Source organism: Polaromonas sp. CT11-55, from assembly GCF_047303325.1.
GTDB lineage: Bacteria > Pseudomonadota > Gammaproteobacteria > Burkholderiales > Burkholderiaceae_C > Polaromonas.
In genome coordinates, this window is the sequence record NZ_JBKBEX010000006.1 from 102196 (window position 1) to 121092 (window position 18897).

General features: G+C 65.7%; 18 protein-coding genes. 16 read left to right on the forward strand and 2 right to left on the reverse strand.

Features of this window, described 5'->3' with window-relative positions; translation table 11 throughout:
• Positions 1-44: 44 nt before the first annotated feature.
• Both ACEN8I_RS08455 and ACEN8I_RS08460 read left to right on the forward strand, forming a co-directional pair.
• Positions 45-1496, forward strand: a complete 1452-nt coding sequence (locus tag ACEN8I_RS08455; RefSeq protein ID WP_413327899.1) for an NAD-dependent succinate-semialdehyde dehydrogenase — start codon at positions 45-47, stop codon at positions 1494-1496.
• Positions 1493-2791 (forward strand): D-amino acid dehydrogenase, encoded by a 1299-nt coding sequence (locus ACEN8I_RS08460; protein WP_413327900.1) that lies wholly within the window; start codon positions 1493-1495, stop codon positions 2789-2791. The genes ACEN8I_RS08455 and ACEN8I_RS08460 overlap by 4 nt, the downstream gene beginning before the upstream one ends.
• Positions 2792-2896: 105 nt before the next feature.
• Here ACEN8I_RS08460 and ACEN8I_RS08465 read toward each other — a convergent pair whose 3' ends face one another.
• Positions 2897-3799, reverse strand: a complete 903-nt coding sequence (locus ACEN8I_RS08465; RefSeq protein ID WP_413327901.1) for a LysR substrate-binding domain-containing protein — start codon at positions 3797-3799, stop codon at positions 2897-2899.
• Between the two features lie 87 nt (positions 3800-3886).
• Here ACEN8I_RS08465 and ACEN8I_RS08470 point away from each other — a divergent pair, with 87 nt between their 5' ends.
• From ACEN8I_RS08470 to ACEN8I_RS08490, 5 genes are read left to right on the forward strand one after another with little or no spacing between them, the layout of a single operon-like run.
• A complete protein-coding gene (locus ACEN8I_RS08470) occupies positions 3887-4882 on the forward strand; it encodes a Bug family tripartite tricarboxylate transporter substrate binding protein (protein ID WP_413327902.1) in 996 nt (331 codons plus the stop codon).
• Positions 4883-4903: 21 nt separating this feature from the next.
• Positions 4904-5752 carry a MaoC family dehydratase N-terminal domain-containing protein gene (locus tag ACEN8I_RS08475; RefSeq protein ID WP_413327903.1) on the forward strand — a complete coding sequence of 283 codons (849 nt, stop codon included), beginning with the start codon at positions 4904-4906 and terminating at the stop codon, positions 5750-5752.
• A gap of 9 nt (positions 5753-5761) precedes the next feature.
• On the forward strand, positions 5762-6943 hold the full coding sequence (locus ACEN8I_RS08480) for a CaiB/BaiF CoA transferase family protein (RefSeq protein ID WP_413327905.1): 1182 nt from the start codon (positions 5762-5764) through the stop codon (positions 6941-6943).
• Complete coding sequence (locus ACEN8I_RS08485) at positions 6940-7773, forward strand: HpcH/HpaI aldolase/citrate lyase family protein (RefSeq protein ID WP_413327906.1); 834 nt, start codon at positions 6940-6942, stop codon at positions 7771-7773. Before ACEN8I_RS08480 ends, ACEN8I_RS08485 begins: the two co-directional genes overlap by 4 nt.
• 52 nt (positions 7774-7825) lie before the next feature.
• Positions 7826-9181, forward strand: coding sequence for an adenylosuccinate lyase family protein (locus ACEN8I_RS08490; RefSeq protein WP_413327908.1), 1356 nt, complete (start codon positions 7826-7828; stop codon positions 9179-9181).
• Positions 9182-9307: 126 nt separating this feature from the next.
• On the opposite strand, the gene ACEN8I_RS08495 is transcribed toward ACEN8I_RS08490, so the two are convergent.
• Positions 9308-10042 (reverse strand): IclR family transcriptional regulator, encoded by a 735-nt coding sequence (locus tag ACEN8I_RS08495; protein ID WP_413327909.1) that lies wholly within the window; start codon positions 10040-10042, stop codon positions 9308-9310.
• 310 nt (positions 10043-10352) lie between these two features.
• On the opposite strand from ACEN8I_RS08495, the gene ACEN8I_RS08500 reads away from it, so the two are divergent.
• The 9 genes from ACEN8I_RS08500 (at position 10353) to ACEN8I_RS08540 (ending at position 18894) form a co-directional block, all read left to right on the forward strand.
• The gene (locus ACEN8I_RS08500; RefSeq protein ID WP_413327910.1) at positions 10353-11342 is read left to right on the forward strand and encodes a Bug family tripartite tricarboxylate transporter substrate binding protein; all 990 of its coding nucleotides are present in this window, start codon (positions 10353-10355) and stop codon (positions 11340-11342) included.
• 12 nt (positions 11343-11354) lie between these two features.
• Complete coding sequence (locus tag ACEN8I_RS08505; RefSeq protein WP_413327912.1) at positions 11355-12914, forward strand: acetolactate synthase large subunit; 1560 nt, start codon at positions 11355-11357, stop codon at positions 12912-12914.
• Positions 12915-12977: 63 nt separating this feature from the next.
• Positions 12978-13772, forward strand: a complete 795-nt coding sequence (locus ACEN8I_RS08510; RefSeq protein ID WP_413327913.1) for an SDR family NAD(P)-dependent oxidoreductase — start codon at positions 12978-12980, stop codon at positions 13770-13772.
• A 21-nt stretch (positions 13773-13793) separates the two neighbouring features.
• A complete protein-coding gene (locus ACEN8I_RS08515; RefSeq protein WP_413327914.1) occupies positions 13794-14849 on the forward strand; it encodes a glycosyl hydrolase in 1056 nt (351 codons plus the stop codon).
• Positions 14842-15324: a VOC family protein gene (locus ACEN8I_RS08520; protein ID WP_413327915.1), complete on the forward strand. Its 483-nt coding sequence runs from the start codon at positions 14842-14844 to the stop codon at positions 15322-15324. Before ACEN8I_RS08515 ends, ACEN8I_RS08520 begins: the two co-directional genes overlap by 8 nt.
• 80 nt (positions 15325-15404) lie before the next feature.
• Positions 15405-16010: an amino acid synthesis family protein gene (locus ACEN8I_RS08525; protein ID WP_413327916.1), complete on the forward strand. Its 606-nt coding sequence runs from the start codon at positions 15405-15407 to the stop codon at positions 16008-16010.
• A 31-nt stretch (positions 16011-16041) separates the two neighbouring features.
• Complete coding sequence (locus ACEN8I_RS08530) at positions 16042-16902, forward strand: alpha/beta fold hydrolase (RefSeq protein WP_413327917.1); 861 nt, start codon at positions 16042-16044, stop codon at positions 16900-16902.
• Positions 16903-16907: 5 nt separating this feature from the next.
• On the forward strand, positions 16908-17204 hold the full coding sequence (locus ACEN8I_RS08535; protein WP_413327977.1) for an NIPSNAP family protein: 297 nt from the start codon (positions 16908-16910) through the stop codon (positions 17202-17204).
• A 22-nt stretch (positions 17205-17226) separates the two neighbouring features.
• Positions 17227-18894 (forward strand): bifunctional 3-(3-hydroxy-phenyl)propionate/3-hydroxycinnamic acid hydroxylase, encoded by a 1668-nt coding sequence (locus ACEN8I_RS08540; RefSeq protein WP_413327918.1) that lies wholly within the window; start codon positions 17227-17229, stop codon positions 18892-18894.
• Positions 18895-18897 lie beyond the last annotated feature (3 nt).

An 18897-nucleotide genomic window follows, 5' to 3' on the forward strand; every position in this document is an offset into this window, starting at 1 on the left:
TCATCCGAATTGAATTGCCCTGAACCGAACTGAACTGAACTGACATGGAAACACTGAACTTCATTGGAGGCCGCTGGCAAGCGGCCCAAGACGCCCGCCAATTCGAGGTGCGCAACCCGGCCGACGACAGCCTGATTGCCACCGTCGCCGATGGCGGCGCCGCCGATGCGCGCCTGGCCGCCGATGCCGCGGCCGGGGCGCTGCACGCCTGGAAGGCGCGCCCGCCGCGCGAGCGTTGCCTCATCCTCAAGAAATGGCAGGCGCTGATAGAGCGCGACGTGGAGCCGCTGGCCGCGCTGATCTCTCGCGAGCAGGGCAAGCCGCTGGCCGAATCGCGCGGCGAGATTGCCTATGCCGCGGGTTATGTGGAATGGTTCGCGGAAGAGGGTGTGCGCGCCCACGGTGAAGTCATCGCCGCGCCCGTCACCTCCAAGCGCTACATCGTGCTGCGGGAAGCCGTTGGCGTCGTGGCCGTGGTCACGCCCTGGAATTTCCCGGCCGCGATGATCGCGCGCAAGATCGCGCCCGCGCTGGCCGCCGGCTGCACCGTGGTCGCCAAGCCGGCCGAAGACACGCCGCTGACATCGCTGGCGCTGGTGAAGCTGGCCGAGGAAGCGGGCGTGCCGCCCGGCGTGCTCAACATCGTGCCCGCCTCGCGCGATCGCACGCCGGAAGTGGTCGGCGAATGGCTGGCCGACGGCCGCGTGCGCAAGATCAGCTTCACCGGCAGCACGCCGGTGGGCAAGCTGCTGGCGCGCGAGTCCGCTACCACGCTCAAAAAGCTGTCGCTGGAGCTGGGCGGCAACGCGCCCTTCATCGTGTTCGAAGATGCCGACATCAACGCGGCCGTCGAAGGCCTGATGGCCTCGAAATTCCGCAACGGCGGCCAGACCTGCGTCAGCCCCAACCGCGTGTACGTCCACCAGACGGTGCACGACCGTTTTGTCGACAAGCTGGCGGCCCGGGTGGGCGCGCTGAAGGTCGGTCCCGCAACCTGGCCGCAGGCCGAGATCGGTCCCATGATCAATGCCCGTGCGCTGGACAAGATAGAGCGCCATGTGAACGACGCCGTGGCCAAGGGCGCCAAGGCGGTGGTGGGTGGTTGCCGCGTGCGCAACGACGTCGCCACCGGGCCCAACTACTACGCGCCCACGGTGCTGACCGGTGCCACCAAAGAGATGGCCCTGTCCTGCGAGGAAACCTTCGGCCCCGTGGCCGCCATCTTCCCCTTCGCGACCGAAGAGGAAGTTGTCGCGCTGGCCAACGACACGCCCTACGGCCTGGCCGGTTACTTCTATTCCAACGACGTCAAACGCATCTGGCGCGTGGCCTCTGCCCTGGAGACCGGCATGGTCGGCATCAACGAAGGCGCCATCGCCGCGCAGGCCGCGCCCTTCGGCGGCGTGAAGGAATCGGGTTACGGCCGCGAAGGCTCGCACTGGGGCCTGGACGATTACCTGCACACCAAGTACCTTTGTCAAGGCAATCTCGCATGAAAGTCCTGGTGCTAGGCGCCGGCGTGATCGGCACCACCACGGCCTATTACCTGGCCCGGGCAGGCCATGAGGTCACGGTTGTCGACCGCCAGCCCGGCCCCGCGCGCGAAACAAGCTTTGCCAATGCCGGCCAGGTATCGCCGGGCTATGCGGCGCCCTGGGCCGCGCCCGGCGTGCCGCTCAAGGCCTTGCGCTGGATGTTCCAGAAGCATGCGCCGCTGGCCATAGGCCTGGACGGCAGCATGGACCAATTGCGCTGGATGTGGCAGATGCTGCGCAACTGCAGCCCGCGGCGTTATGCGGTCAACAAGGAGCGCATGGTGCGGCTGGCCGAATACAGCCGCGACTGCCTGGCGCAGCTGCGTGAAGATACCGGCCTGCGCTACGAAGGCCGCGAGGGCGGCACGCTGCAGGTGTTCCGCACCCTGGCGCAGCTCGACGCCGTCGGCAAGGACGTGGCCGTGTTGCGCGCTGCCGGTGTTCCCTACGAACTGCTGGGACCCGACGAACTGGTGCGCGCGGAGCCGGCCATCGCCACCGGGCCGCTGGTGGGCGGCCTGCGCCTGCCCGGCGACGAGACGGGTGACTGCCACCTGTTTACCACCGGTATCGGCCACCTGGCCCAATCCATGGGTGTGCGTTTTTCCTTTGGCGAAGCCATAGACCGCGTAGAGCTCTGTGCCGGCCAGGTGGCCGGCGTGTTGCAGGGCGGCCGCCTGCTGAAAGCCGATGCCTATGTGATGGCGCTGGGCTCGTATTCCACGGCCCTGCTGTCGGAGGCTGTGAAGATCCCCGTCTATCCGGTCAAGGGTTATTCGATCACCGTACCCATCGCCGACGCGGACCGTGCGCCGGTGTCGACCGTGCTGGACGAGAGCTACAAGATCGCCATCACGCGTTTTGACCGCCGCATCCGCGTGGGCGGCATGGCGGAACTGCGCGGCTTTGACCTGCGCCTGAACCCGCGGCGCCGCGAAACGCTGGAACTGTGCCTGAACGACCTGTTCCCCGGCGCCGGTGACGCTGGTGCGGCTAGCTTCTGGACCGGTCTGCGGCCCATGACCCCGGACGGCACCCCGCTGGTGGGCCGCACGCCGCTGCCTAATCTGTACCTCAACACCGGCCACGGCACACTGGGCTGGACCATGGCCTGCGGCTCCGCCCGCCTGCTGGCCGATGTCATGAGCGGCCGCGCGCCCGAGATCCGCGCCGACGACCTTTCGGTGCAGCGTTATGCGCAGCCCGCATCACGGCCATGGGCCGGCCCTCAGGCCGAACCTGGACTGAGTACCTGAAGCCTGCGCGGTAAAAAGGTGAGGGCGTCAAGACGCCCCTCATCCACCGATGTAGCCGGCATGGGTGTTCGGTCTGCACCGGCGGCCCGGCTTTGCCGCTCGCCCCTAGCGATGCTCTTTCAACGCCGTATGCAGGTAGTCGTAAAACATCTTCGCCGGCGCGCGCAAGGTCGTGCCGTGCAAGGTGGCCAGGCCTAATACACGCGACACCGTCGGTGCGACCAGCGTGATGCCGACCATTGACGGGTGCCGCTTCGGCAAGGCCAGGCGCGGTACGGCCGCAAGCCCGAGCCCCGCGTCGACCATGCCGAGCAAGGTCGCGATGTGGCTCACCTCGAGCCGGTACGACGGGTTGACACCCGCCTTGGCCAGCGCGTCGTCCAGCAACTGGCGGTTGCCGCTGGTGCGCGCGACCGCGATCAGGCGCTCGGTTTCCAGGCTCTTCCACGATATCGTCTTGCGCCCGGCGAGCGCATGGCGGCGCGGCATGGCCACCACAAAGGGGTCGGTGTGGATAGGCTCGAAGTCCACGCCGGGCACCTGGTTGCCCATAAAGCTGATGCCGAAGTCCGACTCGCCCGATACCACGCTGGCCATCACCGCGCCCGCGGCTTCGTCGATCACCCGCACGCGGATCAGCGGGTAGCGCTCCGAGAACGAGCTCACGACCGAGGGCAGGAAATGGATGGCCGCAGAAGGCACGCAGGCCACGGTGACCCGGCCCGTGCGGCTTGCGGCGATGTCGGTGATGCCGAGCATGGCGGACTCAAGGTCGTCCAGCGCGGCGCGCGCGCGATCGAGGAACACCTGGCCGAGGGCCGTCAGCTCGACATCGCGCGTGGTGCGCTTGAAGAGCCTTGCGCCCAGGATGGTCTCGAGCTTGTCGACGCGCCGGCTCAAAGCCGGTGGCGAGAGGTGGATGTGGTCGGCCGCCGCGCGAAAGCTCCCGCGCTCGGCCACTGCCACGAAGGCCTCCAGTTGCTGCAAATCGAAATTGATGCGTGCCATGCACTAATACTAGCAAAAGTTGCACTTCACGGAATTCCTGCATAAGCCGATGATGCGTCCAGTGAAAAAAACGAAGGAGACAATTTCATGCTGGTTCCACATTTCTTCAATCCCTTAAAGCTTTCCCTCGCGCTGGCGCTCGGCGCCGGCCTGCAGGTACTCATGTCCGGCCAGGCATTCGCCCAGGCCTGGCCGGCCAAACCCGTCACCATCGTCGTGCCGACCTCCGCCGGGGGGGCCAACGACGCCATGGCGCGCATCATCGCCCAGGGCCTGAGCGCCCGGATAGGCCAGCCGGTCATCGTCGACAACAAGGCCGGCGCCAACGGCGCGATCGCCAGCGACTTCGTCGCGCGTGCGGCGCCTGACGGCTACACCATCATGTTCGGCTACATCGCCACGCACGGCATCAACCCGGCGCTGCAGAAGCTGAGGTACGACCCCGTCACCGATTTCGAGCCCATCGGCATGGTGGCCGCCTCGCCCACCGTGATGGTGGCCAACAAAGACGTCCCCGTGAAAAACGCCAGGGAAATGGTCGACTACCTGAAGGCCAGACCCGGCACCTACAGCTACGCCACGGCCGGCAACGGCACGGCGCCGCACATCGCGGGCGAGTTGTTCAAGCTGTCGGTTGGTGTGGATGTGACCAGCGTTCCGTACAAGGGCTCGGCGCCCGCCGTGCTCGACACCATCGCCGGCAGCACGCAGTACATGTTCCCCAGCCTGTTCACCGCGTACCCGCAGATCAAGGGCGGCAAGCTCAAGGCGCTGGGCATCGCCGGCGACAAGCGCTCTCCCGTGCTGCCTGACGTCCCCACGCTGGCCGAACAGGGCATCGCCAACGTCAGCATGTCGCAGTGGTACGCCATGTTCGCGCCCGCGAAGACACCCAAGGCCGTGGTCAACCGGCTCAATGCTGAGATGAACGCCGTGCTGGCCGATAAAGGCGCGCAAAAACGCATCGAGGACCAGGGCGCCGAAGTGGAAACCAGCACGCCCGAGCAGCTCAAAACCCTGGTGCAAAAAGAAGTGGCGCGCTGGAAGGCCGTTGTGTCCGCCGCCAGGATCAAGGCCGAATAATTTTCCCGGACGGATATCACCATGAATTTGCAAGACTGGATAGGCCGCAGCGAGACGGTGGAGGACATCGCCACCGCTACGCCGTATGCGGCGCTGTCGGCCACACTGGACCGCCCGGACACCGCGCGGCCCGCGCCGGGCACGCCGCTGCCCTGCCTGTGGCACTGGCTGTATTTCCTGCCCATCCATGCGCAGTCGGAGATCGGGCCGGACGGCCACGCGCGGCGCGGCGGTTTCCTGCCGCCCGTTTCGTTGCCGCGCCGGATGTGGGCCGGCAGCGATTTCGAATTCCACGAAGCGCTGTGCGTCGGCGATGCGCTGGCGCGCACCTCGACCATCGTCGACGTGAAGGAGAAAAGCGGCCGCACCGGCAGCCTGGTGTTCGTGAAGGTGCGCCACGAGATTCGCCGCAACGGCGCCGCGGGCGTGGCCTTGACCGAGCACCACAACATCGTTTACCGCGCGGCACCGGCACCGGGTGACGTGGCCCCGCCGCCGCAGGCCGTGCCGACCGAATTCGAGTGGGTGCGCCGCATCACCGCCGACGATGTGCTGCTGTTCCGCTATTCGGCCCTCACCTTCAACGGGCACCGCATCCACTACGACCGCAAGTACGTCACCGAGGTCGAGGGCTACCCGGGCCTCATCGTGCACGGCCCGCTGATCGCCACGCTGCTCATGGACCTGCTGCGCCGGCATATGCCCGACGCCACGGTACGAAAATTTGAATTCAAGGCGGTCCGGCCCACCTTCGACGTCAATCCCTTCTCCATCCACGGCCAGCCTTCGGCCGACGGCAAGAGCGTGCATTTGTGGGGGCGCGACCACGAAGGCTGGCTCACGATGGATGCCACCGCCACGCTGGCCTGAGGAGACGCCATGCAACCGCTCAAGGGCATCACCGTCGTCACCCTGGAACACGCCATCGCCGCGCCTTTCGCCACGCGCCAGCTCGCCGATATGGGCGCGCGCGTCATCAAGATCGAACGGCCCGGCGTGGGCGACTTCGCGCGCAGCTACGACAGCCGGGTGCGGGGCCTGGCATCGCACTTCGTCTGGACCAACCGCTCCAAGGAAAGCCTGACGCTGGACGTCAAACACGAGGAGGCGCAGAAAATCCTCATGCGCCTGATCCTCGAAGAGGCCGACGTGGTGGTGCAGAACCTCGCACCGGGCGCTGCCGCGCGGCTTGGGCTGTCGTACGAGGCCTTGTCCAGGCGCAAGCCCGGCATCATCGTGTGTGACATTTCGGGCTATGGCGGCGACGGCCCCTATCGCGACAAAAAAGCCTACGACCTGCTGATCCAGAGCGAGGCCGGTTTCGTTTCGGTGACCGGCACGCCCGAGACGCCGTCCAAGGCCGGCCCGTCGATCGCCGACATCGCCGCCGGCATGTATGCGTACACCAACATCCTGGGCGCGCTGATGCACCGTCGGCAGACGGGCGAGGGCCAGCACATCGACATCTCCATGCTCGAGTCGCTGTCGGAATGGATGAGCTACCCGCTTTACTACGCCTTCGAAGGCGCGGCGCCACCCCAGCGCACGGGCGCGAGCCACGCGACCATCTACCCCTACGGCCCCTTCCCGGCCGGTGACGGCAAGACCGTGATGATGGGCCTGCAGAACGAACGCGAGTGGAAGGGCTTTTGCGAGAAGGTGCTGCTGCAGCCCGCGCTCGCCACCGACCCACGGTTTGCCGGCAACGCACAGCGCAGCGCCGCCCGCGAAGCGCTCTCGTCGCTTATCGTCGAAGCCTTCAGCACACTGACTGCCGCGCAGGTCGTGGAGCGGCTGGAGGCGGCCGGCATCGCCAATGCGCAGGTCAACACCATGAACGAGCTGTGGGAGCATCCGCAGCTCCAGGCCCGCGCGCGCTGGCGTGAAGTCGACACACCGGCGGGCGCCGTGCCCGCCCTGTTGCCGCCCGGCTCCTGGCAGCACAGCGCGCCGCGCATGGACGCCGTGCCCGCGCTCGGCCAGCACACCGAGGCCATCCTGCAGCACTTCGGCTACGGCGCCGAACAGCTTGCCCAATTGCGCGCGGAAGGCGCGGTATGAGCTCATCGCCGGCCGTTCCGCTGAGCTATCTGTTCGTGCCGGGCCACCGGCCCGAGCGATTCGCGAAGGCGCTGGCTTCGGGGGCGGACCGCGTCATCATCGACCTGGAAGACGCGGTCCCGCCCTCGGGCAAGGCGGCCGCGCGCGAAGCCGTCGCGGCGTGGATGTCCTCTGCCGGCGAAGAGATTCGCGGCAAGCTGTTGATCCGTATCAACGACGCGAGCACGGGCTGGTACGCGGACGACTTGAAGCTTTTGCGGCAGGTGCGAGCCGCCTGCGTCATGCTTCCGAAATGCGAAAGCAGGCGGCAGCTTGCCGACGTTCTCGCGCCGCTCGATGCGGGCGCCACCGCGCTGCCGCTGGTCGAAACAGCACGTGGCCTGCTTGCCGCCCTGGACCTTGCCACCGCACCGGGCGTCGCGCGCCTGGCCTTCGGTTCGCTTGATTACATGGCCGACCTCGACATCCCCGCCGACAGCCCGGCGCTGCAGCACGCCGCGATTGAGCTTGCCATCGCTTCACGTGCCGCGGGCTTGCCCTCGCCCGTGGCCGGCGTCACGCCCGACATCGACGCGGACCGCGTTGCCGCCGACATGGCGCGGGCGCGCAGCCTCGGCTTCGGCGCCAAGATGTGCATACACCCCGCGCAGCTTGCCGGCGTGCATGGCGCGCTGCGGCCTGGCGCTGAAGAACAGGCCTGGGCGCAACGCGTCCTGAGCGCCTGGCATGCGGCCGGCGGCGGCGCCTTCCAGCTCGACGGGAAGATGGTCGACAGACCGGTCGTTCTCAAGGCCGAACGCATCATGGCCCTGGCCGCACGCACCCCCTGATTTTTCACAAGATACGTAACCCACATAACCCACATAACCCAACGGAGAACCCATGTCCTCAACCATCATCGACTCAAAAATCTTCGGCGACATGTTCAGCGATGCCGCCATGCGGCATGTCTGGTCGGACGAAAACCGCACCGCCAAATACCTGGACATCGAGCGCGCGCTCGCCAAGGTCCAGGGGGCCCTGGGCATCATTCCCAAGGAGGCGGCCGAAGAAATCGTGAAGAACTGCGAGCCCAGCCAGATCGACTGGGTCAAGCTCAAGGCCAAGACCGAGCAGATCGGCTACCCGATCATCGCCGTGGTCAACCAGATCAATGCCCATTGCAAGGACGGCCTGGGCGAGTATTGCCACTGGGGCGCCACCACGCAGGACATCACCGACACGGCCGCCGTGCTGCAGATCCGCGAGGCCCTCGCGCTGGTCGAGGCCGACCTCGCGGACATCTCGGCCTCGCTCGCCAAACTGGCGCGCGCCCACCGCGACACGCCCATCATAGGCCGCAGCAACCTGCAGCAGGCCACGCCCATCACCTTCGGCTACAAGATGGCCAGCATCCTCGCGGGCATAGAGCGCCACCGCGAGCGCCTCACGCAGCTCAAGCCGCGGGTGCTGGTTGGCGAGTTCGGCGGCGCATCGGGCACGCTATCGTCGCTAGAAAAAGGCGCGATGGAAACCCAGGCCGGCCTCATGAAGGAGCTCGGGCTCGGCCAGCCGCTGATTTCGTGGCACACCGTGCGCGACAACTTCGCCGAAGTGGGCGCCTTCCTCGGCATCGTCGGTGGGTCGCTCGGCAAGATCGCGATGGACGTGAAGCTGCTGATGCAGACTGAAGTCGCGGAGGTGTTCGAGCCTTTCGCACCCGGCCGAGGCTCCTCGTCGACCATGCCGCAAAAGCGCAACCCGATCTCCTGCCTCTACATCCATGCCAACATTTCCGTGGTGCGCCAGCTGGCCGCCTCGCTGATGGACGCGATGGTCGCCGACCATGAGCGCTCCACGGGCCCGTGGGAGATCGAGTGGGTGGCCATGCCCGAGATCTTCTGCCTGATGTCGGGCGCGCTCAAGCAGACGAAGTTCATCCTTGCCGGCCTCGAAGTCGACGCCGCGCAGATGCGCCGCAACATCGACATGACCCACGGCCTGGTGATGTCGGAGGCCGTCATGATGGGCCTGGGCCCCTACATCGGTCGCGAATACGCGCACGACCTGGTCTACGACATCTGCCGCGACGCGCTCAAGCAGCAGCGGCCGCTGATCGAGCTGCTGGCGGAGCATCCGGAAATCAACAAGCACGTAACGCGCGAGCAGCTCGCCTCGTTCTGCGACCCGATGAACAACCTGGGCCAGGCGGGCGTGATGGTTGATCGGGTGCTGGAGTCGATCAAGGCGCCCGCCTAGCCGTTCGCGAGAGCGTCGCGGGCCTGGCGGCCCATCAAGGGTATTACTTCTTCTCGCCCATCAAGGGCATTGGGAAGCAAGCCCGGCTCCGGTTTAACCTGCATGGTTTTCCGGAGCCGGTGTCAGCTATCCCGCGATTCTGCTGGTGATCTTCCGGGCGGCGTCCGTCACGAGCCCTGAGAGGAAGTCCCGGTTGAAGGCGTTGAAGCGTTCAGAGTTGCCGACGAGGGTGATGCTGCCGAGAATCCGCTGCTTCTCGTCGAAGATGGGGGCGGCGATACCGCTCTTGTTCGGGTCTAGTTCTCCCTCGCTGATGCAATAGCCGTCTTTGCGGATGCGCAGCATGGCCTTGGAGAAATCTTTCCAGGTCGAACCCAGTCGCTCAAGGTCTCCCGGGGCTGCGCTGTCGAAAAGGCGCCGTAGCTGGCGCGGCAGCAGGTAGGCCAGGATGACCCTGGAGGTGGCGCTGTGGAACAGGTCCATGGGCCTGCCGCGTCCGTAGTTCAAGGGCTGCTCTTCCGAGCCGGATCTTTGCAGGATATTGATCACGGTCGACCCATAGAGCTCGCTGATCAGCAGTTCCAGGCTTGTCTGCGCGATGAGATCACCCACGATGTCATGGCTGGCGGCCAGCAAGGGGTCGAACTGGGTCATATGCCGATCCAGCTCAATGATGCGCGGCCCCAGGGCGTAGCCGCGCGGCAATCGCACCAGCAATCCCGCATTGGATAACTCGCGTACGTAGCGATACGCACTGGGTGAGGTGTACCCCAGTTGCGAGCAAATGATTTCGATGTCGATCACGGGCTGGTCTGCGCTGAACAGTTTCAGCACCTCCAGCATGCGGCTCAGGCTATTCATGGATTGGAACTCTGGTAACGCCGGGGCGAAGGGAATACGCCTTGGCAAGCCTCAAGGTTAAACGGAGCGGCGCACCGGTCGGTTTGGAAGCCTTTGGCAGTCTACCTGTCGATATTTGCTTAAATGGCTAATAAATCAAAAACAGGCGATTTTTATAAAAAATTTCCAATTTATATTTGCTTTATTTGATCTAATCGATAAACTAGCAAAAAATAAGAGAGCGAATCAGGAGGAATTTCACCCATCGGCCCCGCGAGTGCTCCCCCGCTCGAGGCCGAAATATCGTCAACTGGGGTTCTAGGAGTCAGCGATGAAAAGGAATTTCTTTCGGCAGTCCTGTGCCGCCGCGGTGGTGTTGCTCGCCGCGTGCGTGGTGCCGGTGCAGGCCTGGGCCCAGGCCAGCTGGCCTTCGCGGCCGATCCGCATCGTGGTTCCTTACCCGCCGGGCACGGGTCCGGATGTGATGGCCCGCCTGGTCGGGGAGGGTTTGGCGAAGGAACTCAAGGCCACTCTTGTCGTGGAAAACAAGGCGGGCGCCAACGCCGTCATTGGCACCAGCGAGGTGGTCAAGTCCCCCGCCGATGGCTATACCTTCCTGCTGGTGGATCGGCTCACGCTGACGGTCAACCCTTTGCTGTACCAGCCTCTGCCCTTCAACCCCAAGAAAGACCTGGTTTCCGTCAGCAACATCGCTGATGTGAATCTCTATCTGGTGGTGAGCTCCCAGCTGCCGGTGTCAGACTTCAAATCTTTCGTGGCTTATTCAAAGTCGCACCCCGGCCAGGTGACTTTTGGCACCGGCGGCGTGGGCAGCGTGATGCACCTGAACATGGAGCTGCTGCAGGCGGGCACGGGCGTGGAATTTCTCCACGTTCCCTACAAGGCGCTGGCCGAAGTCATCCCCGCCATGCTGGGAGGCCAGGTGGTGGCGACTTCGGGCGGGGTGGAGGCCATCCTGCCGCATGTGCAGAAGGGGACCATGAAGCTGCTGGCAGTCGGGGCCGCGTCGCGCGCGCCCGTCGCGCCCACCGTTCCCACCATCACCGAGGCCAGCGGCTCCGACTTGCTGCTTTCCACGTCCTACTCGCTTCATGCCAAGGCCGGCACGCCGCCGGAGGTCCTCGCGCGTATGAATGCGGCGCTGGCCAAGGTTCTGGCGGCCCCCGAACTGCAGGCATTTGCGACGGCGCGCGGCCTGCGCGCCGGAGCATCCCAGCCCGCGGAGCTCGATGCACAGATTGCGGTGGATGGCGAGCGTATCGGCAAGCTCGTTCGCGAACGCAATATCAAAGTGCAGTGAGGGGTTGGTGCGATGACAAGCAGGACTGGCGCCCAGGCGCTTTGGGCAGCGCTCGCCGGCGAAGGGGTGGATACCTGCTTTGCCAATCCGGGCACGACGGAACTCGATCTGGTGCGTGCGCTGGAAACCCACGACGAAATCCGCTGTGTGGTCGGGCTCCAGGAGAACGTGTGCACCGGCGGGGCTGATGGTTACGGCCGCATGCTGGGCCGACCGGCAGCCACGCTGCTGCACCTGGGCCCGGGCTTTGCCAACGGCATCGCCAACCTGCACAACGCCCGGCGCGCCCACACACCCATCGTCAACATCATTGGCGACCACACCAGCTGGCATCTGCCCTACGATGCGCCGTTGACCTCGGACATCGAATCCCTGGCAGGGGCCGTCTCCGGCTGGGTGCGCCGCATCGAAAGCACGGAGGACAGCGCGGTCGCCGGCGCCGAGGCCGTGCGCCAGAGCTTCGCCAATGGCGGGCAGGGAAGCTCGCTGATCTTCCCTGCCGATTTCCAGTACGGCGAGCTTCCCGCGGCGGCCCAACAGGTGGCATCCGGCGGCACGCGCGCGATGGCGGCTGACGACTACGACCAGGCGCAGGCCGTCGCGCGGTTGCGCGCGGGCCGCCGGGTGGTGTTTCTTCTGGGCGGCGGCGGTGAGCGCAGCGGGCTGGGGGAGCGTGCCCAGCGCGCGACGGCCCGGCTGTGCGCCCTGCTGGGCGCAACGGCGTATGCCGAAACATTTCCATCGCGCGCCGAACGCGGCCAGGGTCTGCCGGCGTTCGACCGCTTGCCTTACTTTCCGGAACCCGCACGGGCGGTGCTGGATCCGGCCGACCTCGTGGTGCTCGCGGGTGCGCTGCCGCCCATCACTTACTTTGGCTATCTGGGCCATCCGAGCGCGCTGGTGAAGTCCGAGCAACTGCTGATGATCGGCCAGCCCGGCCAAGCCGTGGCCGAGCGGCTCGAGCAGCTCGCCGACGCGCTGGGCGCGCCGGCCTATGAGGCATCGCCGCTGGCGCTGCCTGAGCAGCCCGAAGGTGAACTCACGCCGGCCAGGATCGCCGCCGTGCTGGCGCGCGAGCTGCCGGACCGCGCCATCGTGTCGGTCGAGGGCGGAACCTGCGGCTACCCGTTTTACGCCGCATCGGCGGCGGCGCGTTCGCACACCACCTTGACCAACACCGGCGGCGCCATCGGCCAGGGGCTGCCCGTGGCCCTGGGCGCGGCCATCGCCTGCCCGGACCGGCAGGTGGTGGGCCTGCTGTCGGACGGCAGCACGCAATACACGATCCAGACCCTGTGGTCGCTGGCGCACGAGAACCTCAACGTTGTGGTGCTGATCGCCGCCAACCACCAGTACGCCATCCTGCGCAATGAACTGCGCCGCGACGGCGGCAAGCTGGGTGCGCGGGCCGAGGCGCTGACCTCGCTGGACCGTCCGCGCATCGACTGGGTAGGCCTGGCGCAGTCATATGGCGTGCCTGCCAAGCGCGCGACGACCGCCCAGGTATTGGCTGAACAACTGCGCGAGGCTTTCGGGCGCAAAGGGCCCGCACTCATAGAAATGGCCCTTTGAAGGGCTTCGCAACCGGGGCGGCGCGCAGGTGCGCAGCGGCCTGACATCAATCAAGGAGCAGGTATGGATTTGAAACTCAAGGGCAAGGTCGCCGTGGTGACCGGCGGCAGCCTGGGCATAGGCCGGGCGGTCACGGAAGCGCTGGCCGCCGAAGGCGTGCGCGTGGCGATCGTGGCGCGCAGCAAGGGGCCGCTGGAGCAGGCCGCACGCGAGATCACTGAAAAGACGGGCGTCGAGATCCTGGCCGCACCGGCCGACGTCAGCAGCACCGAGCAGGTAGAAGCCATGATTGCAAAGGTTGCGGCGCATTTCGGGCGCATCGACATCCTGGTCAACGGTGCGGCGCACCCGGGCGGCCTGGTGCGCAGCGAAATCGAGAACGCCAGTCCTGAAGGGTTGCTCGAAGACATCAACATCAAGGTGGTGGGCTACATGCGCTGCGCCAAGGCGGCGGCGGCTCACATGAAGAAGGGCGGGTTCGGCCGCATCATCAACATCGGCGGCCTCACGGGGCGCGGCAGCAAGCAGCTTTCGGGCATGCGCAACGTGGCCATCTGCCACCTCACCAAGACGCTCTCCGACCAGCTCGGCCCCTCGGGCATCACCGTCAATGTGATCCACCCCGGCGTGGTCGAGACGCCGCACATCCACGAGCTCTACGCCAAGGAGGCCAAGCTGCAAGGCCTGACGTCGGACCAGGTCGAAGCGAACTACGCCAAAGCCACACCGATCCGCCGCGTGCTGCAGCCCGGCGAGATCGCCGACGTCGTTCTTTTCCTCGCCTCCGAACGCGCCGGCGCGATCACGGGTGAATCCATCGCCGTGGACGGCGGCATCACCCGCGGCATCTTCATCTGAACGCATTCAAAGAGGACGATCATGCAGGGAACAATTCTCGTGGGAACCGCCGGGCAAGGCATTTTGCGCAGCGCGGATGACGGCGCCACATGGCACCGCCTGGGGCTGAGGGAGGCCATCGAGTTCGATGGCGTGGTGCGCAGCCTGCTGGTGGACCCGCGCGATCCGAACCGGATTTTTGCGGGCGCGGATGCAGGCATCTGCCTGAGCGAAGACGCAGGCGTGCATTTCAAGCGGCTCGAATCGCCTGCGAACGGCATGCATGTCTGGGCCTTGGCCATTGATCCGCGCAACGCCGATGTGATCTACGCCGGCACCGGTGCACCGTCACGGGCGGCGATGTTCCGCTCACTTGACGGCGGCAGGAATTGGACGCGGCTTCCCGTCGAGCTGCCCGAGTTCTGCGCCGGCGTGAACCGTCCCCGCATCCTCAGCATCACGGTGGACCCGGAAGACTGCGCTGTCTGGTTCGGCGTGGAGGAGGGCGGTGCCTGGCACAGCCAGGACAAAGGCGACACCTGGCGCCGTATTGACGACGCGCAAAGCGGCATCGTCAACAGCGATATCCACGCCATTTGCATCCTGCCGGCGCGCGGCATGCAGCCCAGGACGCACCTGATCGCCACGGTCAATTCGGTCTATACCAACACGAACGGTGGTCACGGCCCCTGGTCCGCTGAGAGCTCCGCCGACCGGTTCGATGGGATGTATTACACGCGCACCCTGCTGCCCCTCGAAGGCGACCAGGACGTGCTCCTGGTGGCCATCGGTGACGGCACGCCGGGCACGCGCAGCCAGATTTACCGTTCGCTTGATCGCGGCGCTACCTGGTCCACCAGCCTGCTGCACGCGGCCCCGAACTCCACGTTCTGGGCGCTAGGCACGCATGCCGCGGACCCGGATCTGGTGTTTGCCGGCACCAAGTACGGTCACCTCTTTCGTTCGGCGGACGGCGGCAAGAGCTGGTTCAAGGACTGGCGCGATTTCAGCGAGATCACGGCCGTGGCCTGGACCCCGGTGGTGGCCGCCGTCAAGCCGCATCCCAAGTCCACGCTGGGAGCCAAACCCCATGACTGAACAACAGGCCACCGGAGTCCTGCGGCCCAGAATCCGCCGCACGCATCTCTCGCTCTTCGTGACGGATCCGTTCGCCTCGGCCGCCTGGTACGAACGCATCCTGGGCATGCAGGAGACCGCGCGCAGTGAGCGCTGGGTGTTCATGAGCTTCGGCCAGAAACACCATGACATCGCCCTGATTCGCCCGGAGCCGGGCGAGACCGTGGGCGGCTGTGCGCTGCAGCACTACGGCCTGGAGATCGAGGGCGATCTCACCGAGCTGCGCAGGCTCTATGGGCAACTTCTCCGTGCCGGTGTCGAGGTGGTCAAGACCACCGACCACAAAGTGGGTTATGGCCTGTACTTCAACGACCCGGATGGCCATCGCTTCGAGTTCTTCCTCGAAACCGTCCATGACGATGAAGAAGGCAAGCGCGTGCTGCACACCCACAACGCACCCAGTGATCACTTCGAGCTGGAGCCGCTGTACGACTGAGTACGCCGGCCCTGTTTCCTTCCCTGTCTCTTTTTTCTTTCTTCCTTTTTTCATTTTTTTCTTATTCACGGTACACACCCATGACCAAGTCCGCCAACTTCAGTGTTTTCCATATTCGCAAGTGGTATCTGCAGATCGAGGACACCCTCGCCGGCGAAACCGGTGCACCGGCCGATGGTGAGTCCCTGCGCAAGATCGTCATCGCCGCCTGCATCCACAATCCCTTTGCCGGAAAGTTCGTTGAGGACCTGTCGCCCTGGATCGATCCTTCGCCCGAGCTGGGCCGTGAGTTCGGCCGCCGCATCCAGGAAGCCGCCCAGGGCCGGGCCATTGAGAGCTACGGCAAGGCCGTCGTGGTCGGCATTGATGGCGAGTACGAACACGGCAACGCATTGCTCACCAACCCGGCCGCCAACCCGGTCCGCGACGCCATCGGCGGCGGCAAGTCCTGGGTGCCCTCCAGCGGCAAGCGCGGCGGCCCCGGGACCGTGATCGACATCCCCCTGGCGCACAAGGACGCGCTGTACGTGCGCTCGCATTACGACACCATCACCGCCCAGTTCGCAGACGGACCCAACCGCGACGAAGTCATTGTGATCTGGGCCTTCGCGACCCGCGGCCGCCTCAATGCCAGGCTCGGCGGCCTGAAGGCTTCCGATGTCAAGGGCCAGGACGGCCTGGTTTAAGAGACAAACAAGAGAAGAACAAGAGAAAAGCATGGAGAGGCGCGACTGCACGCTGGTCCTGTCGGGGCTGAACCTCCACGTCACCGAGTGGGGGAATGCGCAGGCACGGCCTGTGGTGATGCTCCATGGCATACGCGGCTATGCCGAGACCTTCGCCGGTGTGGCGGCCGCGCTGCAGCCGGATTTTCGTGTCGTCGCCTTTGACCAGCGCGGTCGTGGCGAGTCGGACTGGGATCCCGCGCACAACTACTACACCGATGCCTATGTCGCTGATCTTGAGGCACTGGCCCAGGCCCTGGGCCTTGCGCATTTCGACCTGCTAGGCCATTCAATGGGCGGTATCAATGCCATCGTGTATGCGGCGCGGTATCCGCAGAAGGTGCGGCGCCTGGTCATCGAGGATGCCGGCCCCGGGGCTTTTGAGGCAAGTGACGGTGCTACGCGCATCCGCAAGGAGCTCGCCACCACGCCCGACCGCTTCGCCTCCTGGGAGGCCGCCACCGGGTTCATGCGCGCGCTACGGCCCACGGTGACCGAAGAAGCCCGCCAGCAGCGCCTGCAAAACATGCTGAAGCCCTTGCCCCAGGGCGGCTTTACCTGGCGCTATGACCACGCCGGCATCGTCGCAACGCGGCTGAACCCGGATCCGACCCGCGTGGTCGACCTGGAACCCAGTATCCGCGCCATCGCCTGCGAGACGCTGGTGCTGCGCGGCGGCCGCTCCGACTACCTGCAGCCGGCCATGGTGGCGCGCATGCGTGAATTGAATCCGCGCATCACGGATATCACCATCCCCGACGCCGGCCATTACGTGCACGACGACCAGCCCGCGCTGTTTGAGCGGGCGGTGGCCGACTTCCTCCAACGAGGCGACACTTCCGCCCCTGATTGAACGCCATGCTCCACGAACTTCGAACCTACACACTGACGCCCGGCGGTACGCGAGAGTACCTGCGCATTTACAACGAGATGGGGCGCGAGGTGCAGACGCGCCTTTTGGGAAACCTGGTCGTGCTGCTCACGCCCGAAAGCGACGATCTCAACCAACTCGTCTTTCTCTGGGCTTTTGAGAGCTTCGAGGATCGCGCCAGGCGCCGGGCGCAACTGATGGGCGACCCCGTTTTCACAGAATTCCGCAAGGCTGTTCGCCAACTGCTGGTGCGGCAGGAAAGCCGTCTGTTCAATCCCGCCTGACGAACGCAACGGAACAGTCACGATGACAACCCTCCCGGAAACGGATGTACTGATTGCGGGCGCGGGGCCGGTTGGCACCACGATCGCCAATCTTCTGGGCAGCTACGGCATCTCCACGCTGATCGTCGACCGCAGCCCCCATGTGCTGGACTATCCGCGCGCCGTCGGCCTGGACGATGAAGCCCTGCGCACCTTCCAGGCGGCCGGGCTGGCCGAGGGCATGCTGCGCGACATGATCCAGAACGTGCCCCTGCGCATGTACACCGCCCGGAAACAATGTTTCGCCGAAATTCTGCCCAGCACCCGCGAGTTCGGTTGGTTCCGCCGTAACCTGTTTTCCCAGCCCCTGGGCGAAGCGGTGCTGCGCCGCGGCCTGGCGCGCTTCCCGTGCGTGCAGTTGCACCTGGGTGTCGAGCTGATCGATCTCACGCAGGACGCGACAGGCGTGAGCGCCACCCTGCGTGATGCGCAAGGCGTTGAGAGCGGGGTGCGCGCACGTTATCTGGTGGGGTGCGACGGCGGGCGCAGCTTCGTGCGCGAAGGCATTCTCAAGCTCCCTTTCAATGGCCGCACACACGCGGCCAAGTGGGTGGTCATCGAATGCGACCAGGACCCGCTCGATGCCCCCTACACTGCGCTGCATTGCGAGCCGGCCCGGCCCTATGTGTGCCTGCGCCTGCCCTACGGCCTGCGCCGCTGGGAGTTCATGCTGTTCCCCGGCGAGGACGGCGAGCAGATGCTGGCGCCCGAGAAGGTGCGGGAACTGCTCGGCCGCCATGTGGCGAACCCGGACAAGCTCAACGTGATCCGGGCCCGCGTCTATACGCACAACTCCCGGGTGGCCGGCTCGTTCGTTTCCGGTCGGGTGTGCCTGGCAGGCGACGCCGCGCACATCACGCCGCCGTGGATAGGCCAGGGCCTGAACGCGGGCCTGCGCGATGCGTTCAACCTGTCCTGGAAACTTGCCTGGATACTGCAGGGCCGGCTCAAGCCCGAGCTGCTGTCGAGCTACCACGACGAGCGCCATGCCCATGCCAAAGCCATGATCGACCTGGCCGACCTTTTCGGCGCGGTGCTGTCGCAGCGCAACCGCTTCGTGGCCTGGCTGCGCGACGGCTTCTTCCTGTCCATCAAGAACATTCCTCGCGTGCGAGATTACGTGCTGCAGATGAAGTTCAAGCCGATGCCGCGCTTCGTCAAGGGCATCGTCCAGGACAGCGGCGATGCGCGGCGCGACGAGCTGGTGGGGCGGATGTTTATCCAGCCCAACGTCGAACGGGAAGCCGGCCGCACGCAGCGCTTTGATGACGTGGTCGGGCCGCGCTTCGCGCTGCTGAGCTGGCGCATCGACGCGCTGGCAGGCGCATCCACCGGGCTGCGTGCGCAGCTTGAACGCCTGGGCTGCGACCACTACCTGGCGGAACGCTCGCGCAGCACTCTGATTGAAACGCCCTCGGGACATCGCATCGAAGACGTCGACAACACGCTGAATTTCTGGTTTCAGGACAAGAAGGTCGATTGGGTGCTGATCCGCCCGGACCGCTTTATCGCCGCCGCGGGCAAGGCGGATGACGCCGTGCGGCAGCTCACGGCCTTCTGCGACGCCGTCTTGCCGCATGCGGATGCGGTCCCGGCGGAGAAGGCAAGCACAACAACCGATATCGAGTCGCGCCAGCTGGTGCATGCCTGAGGA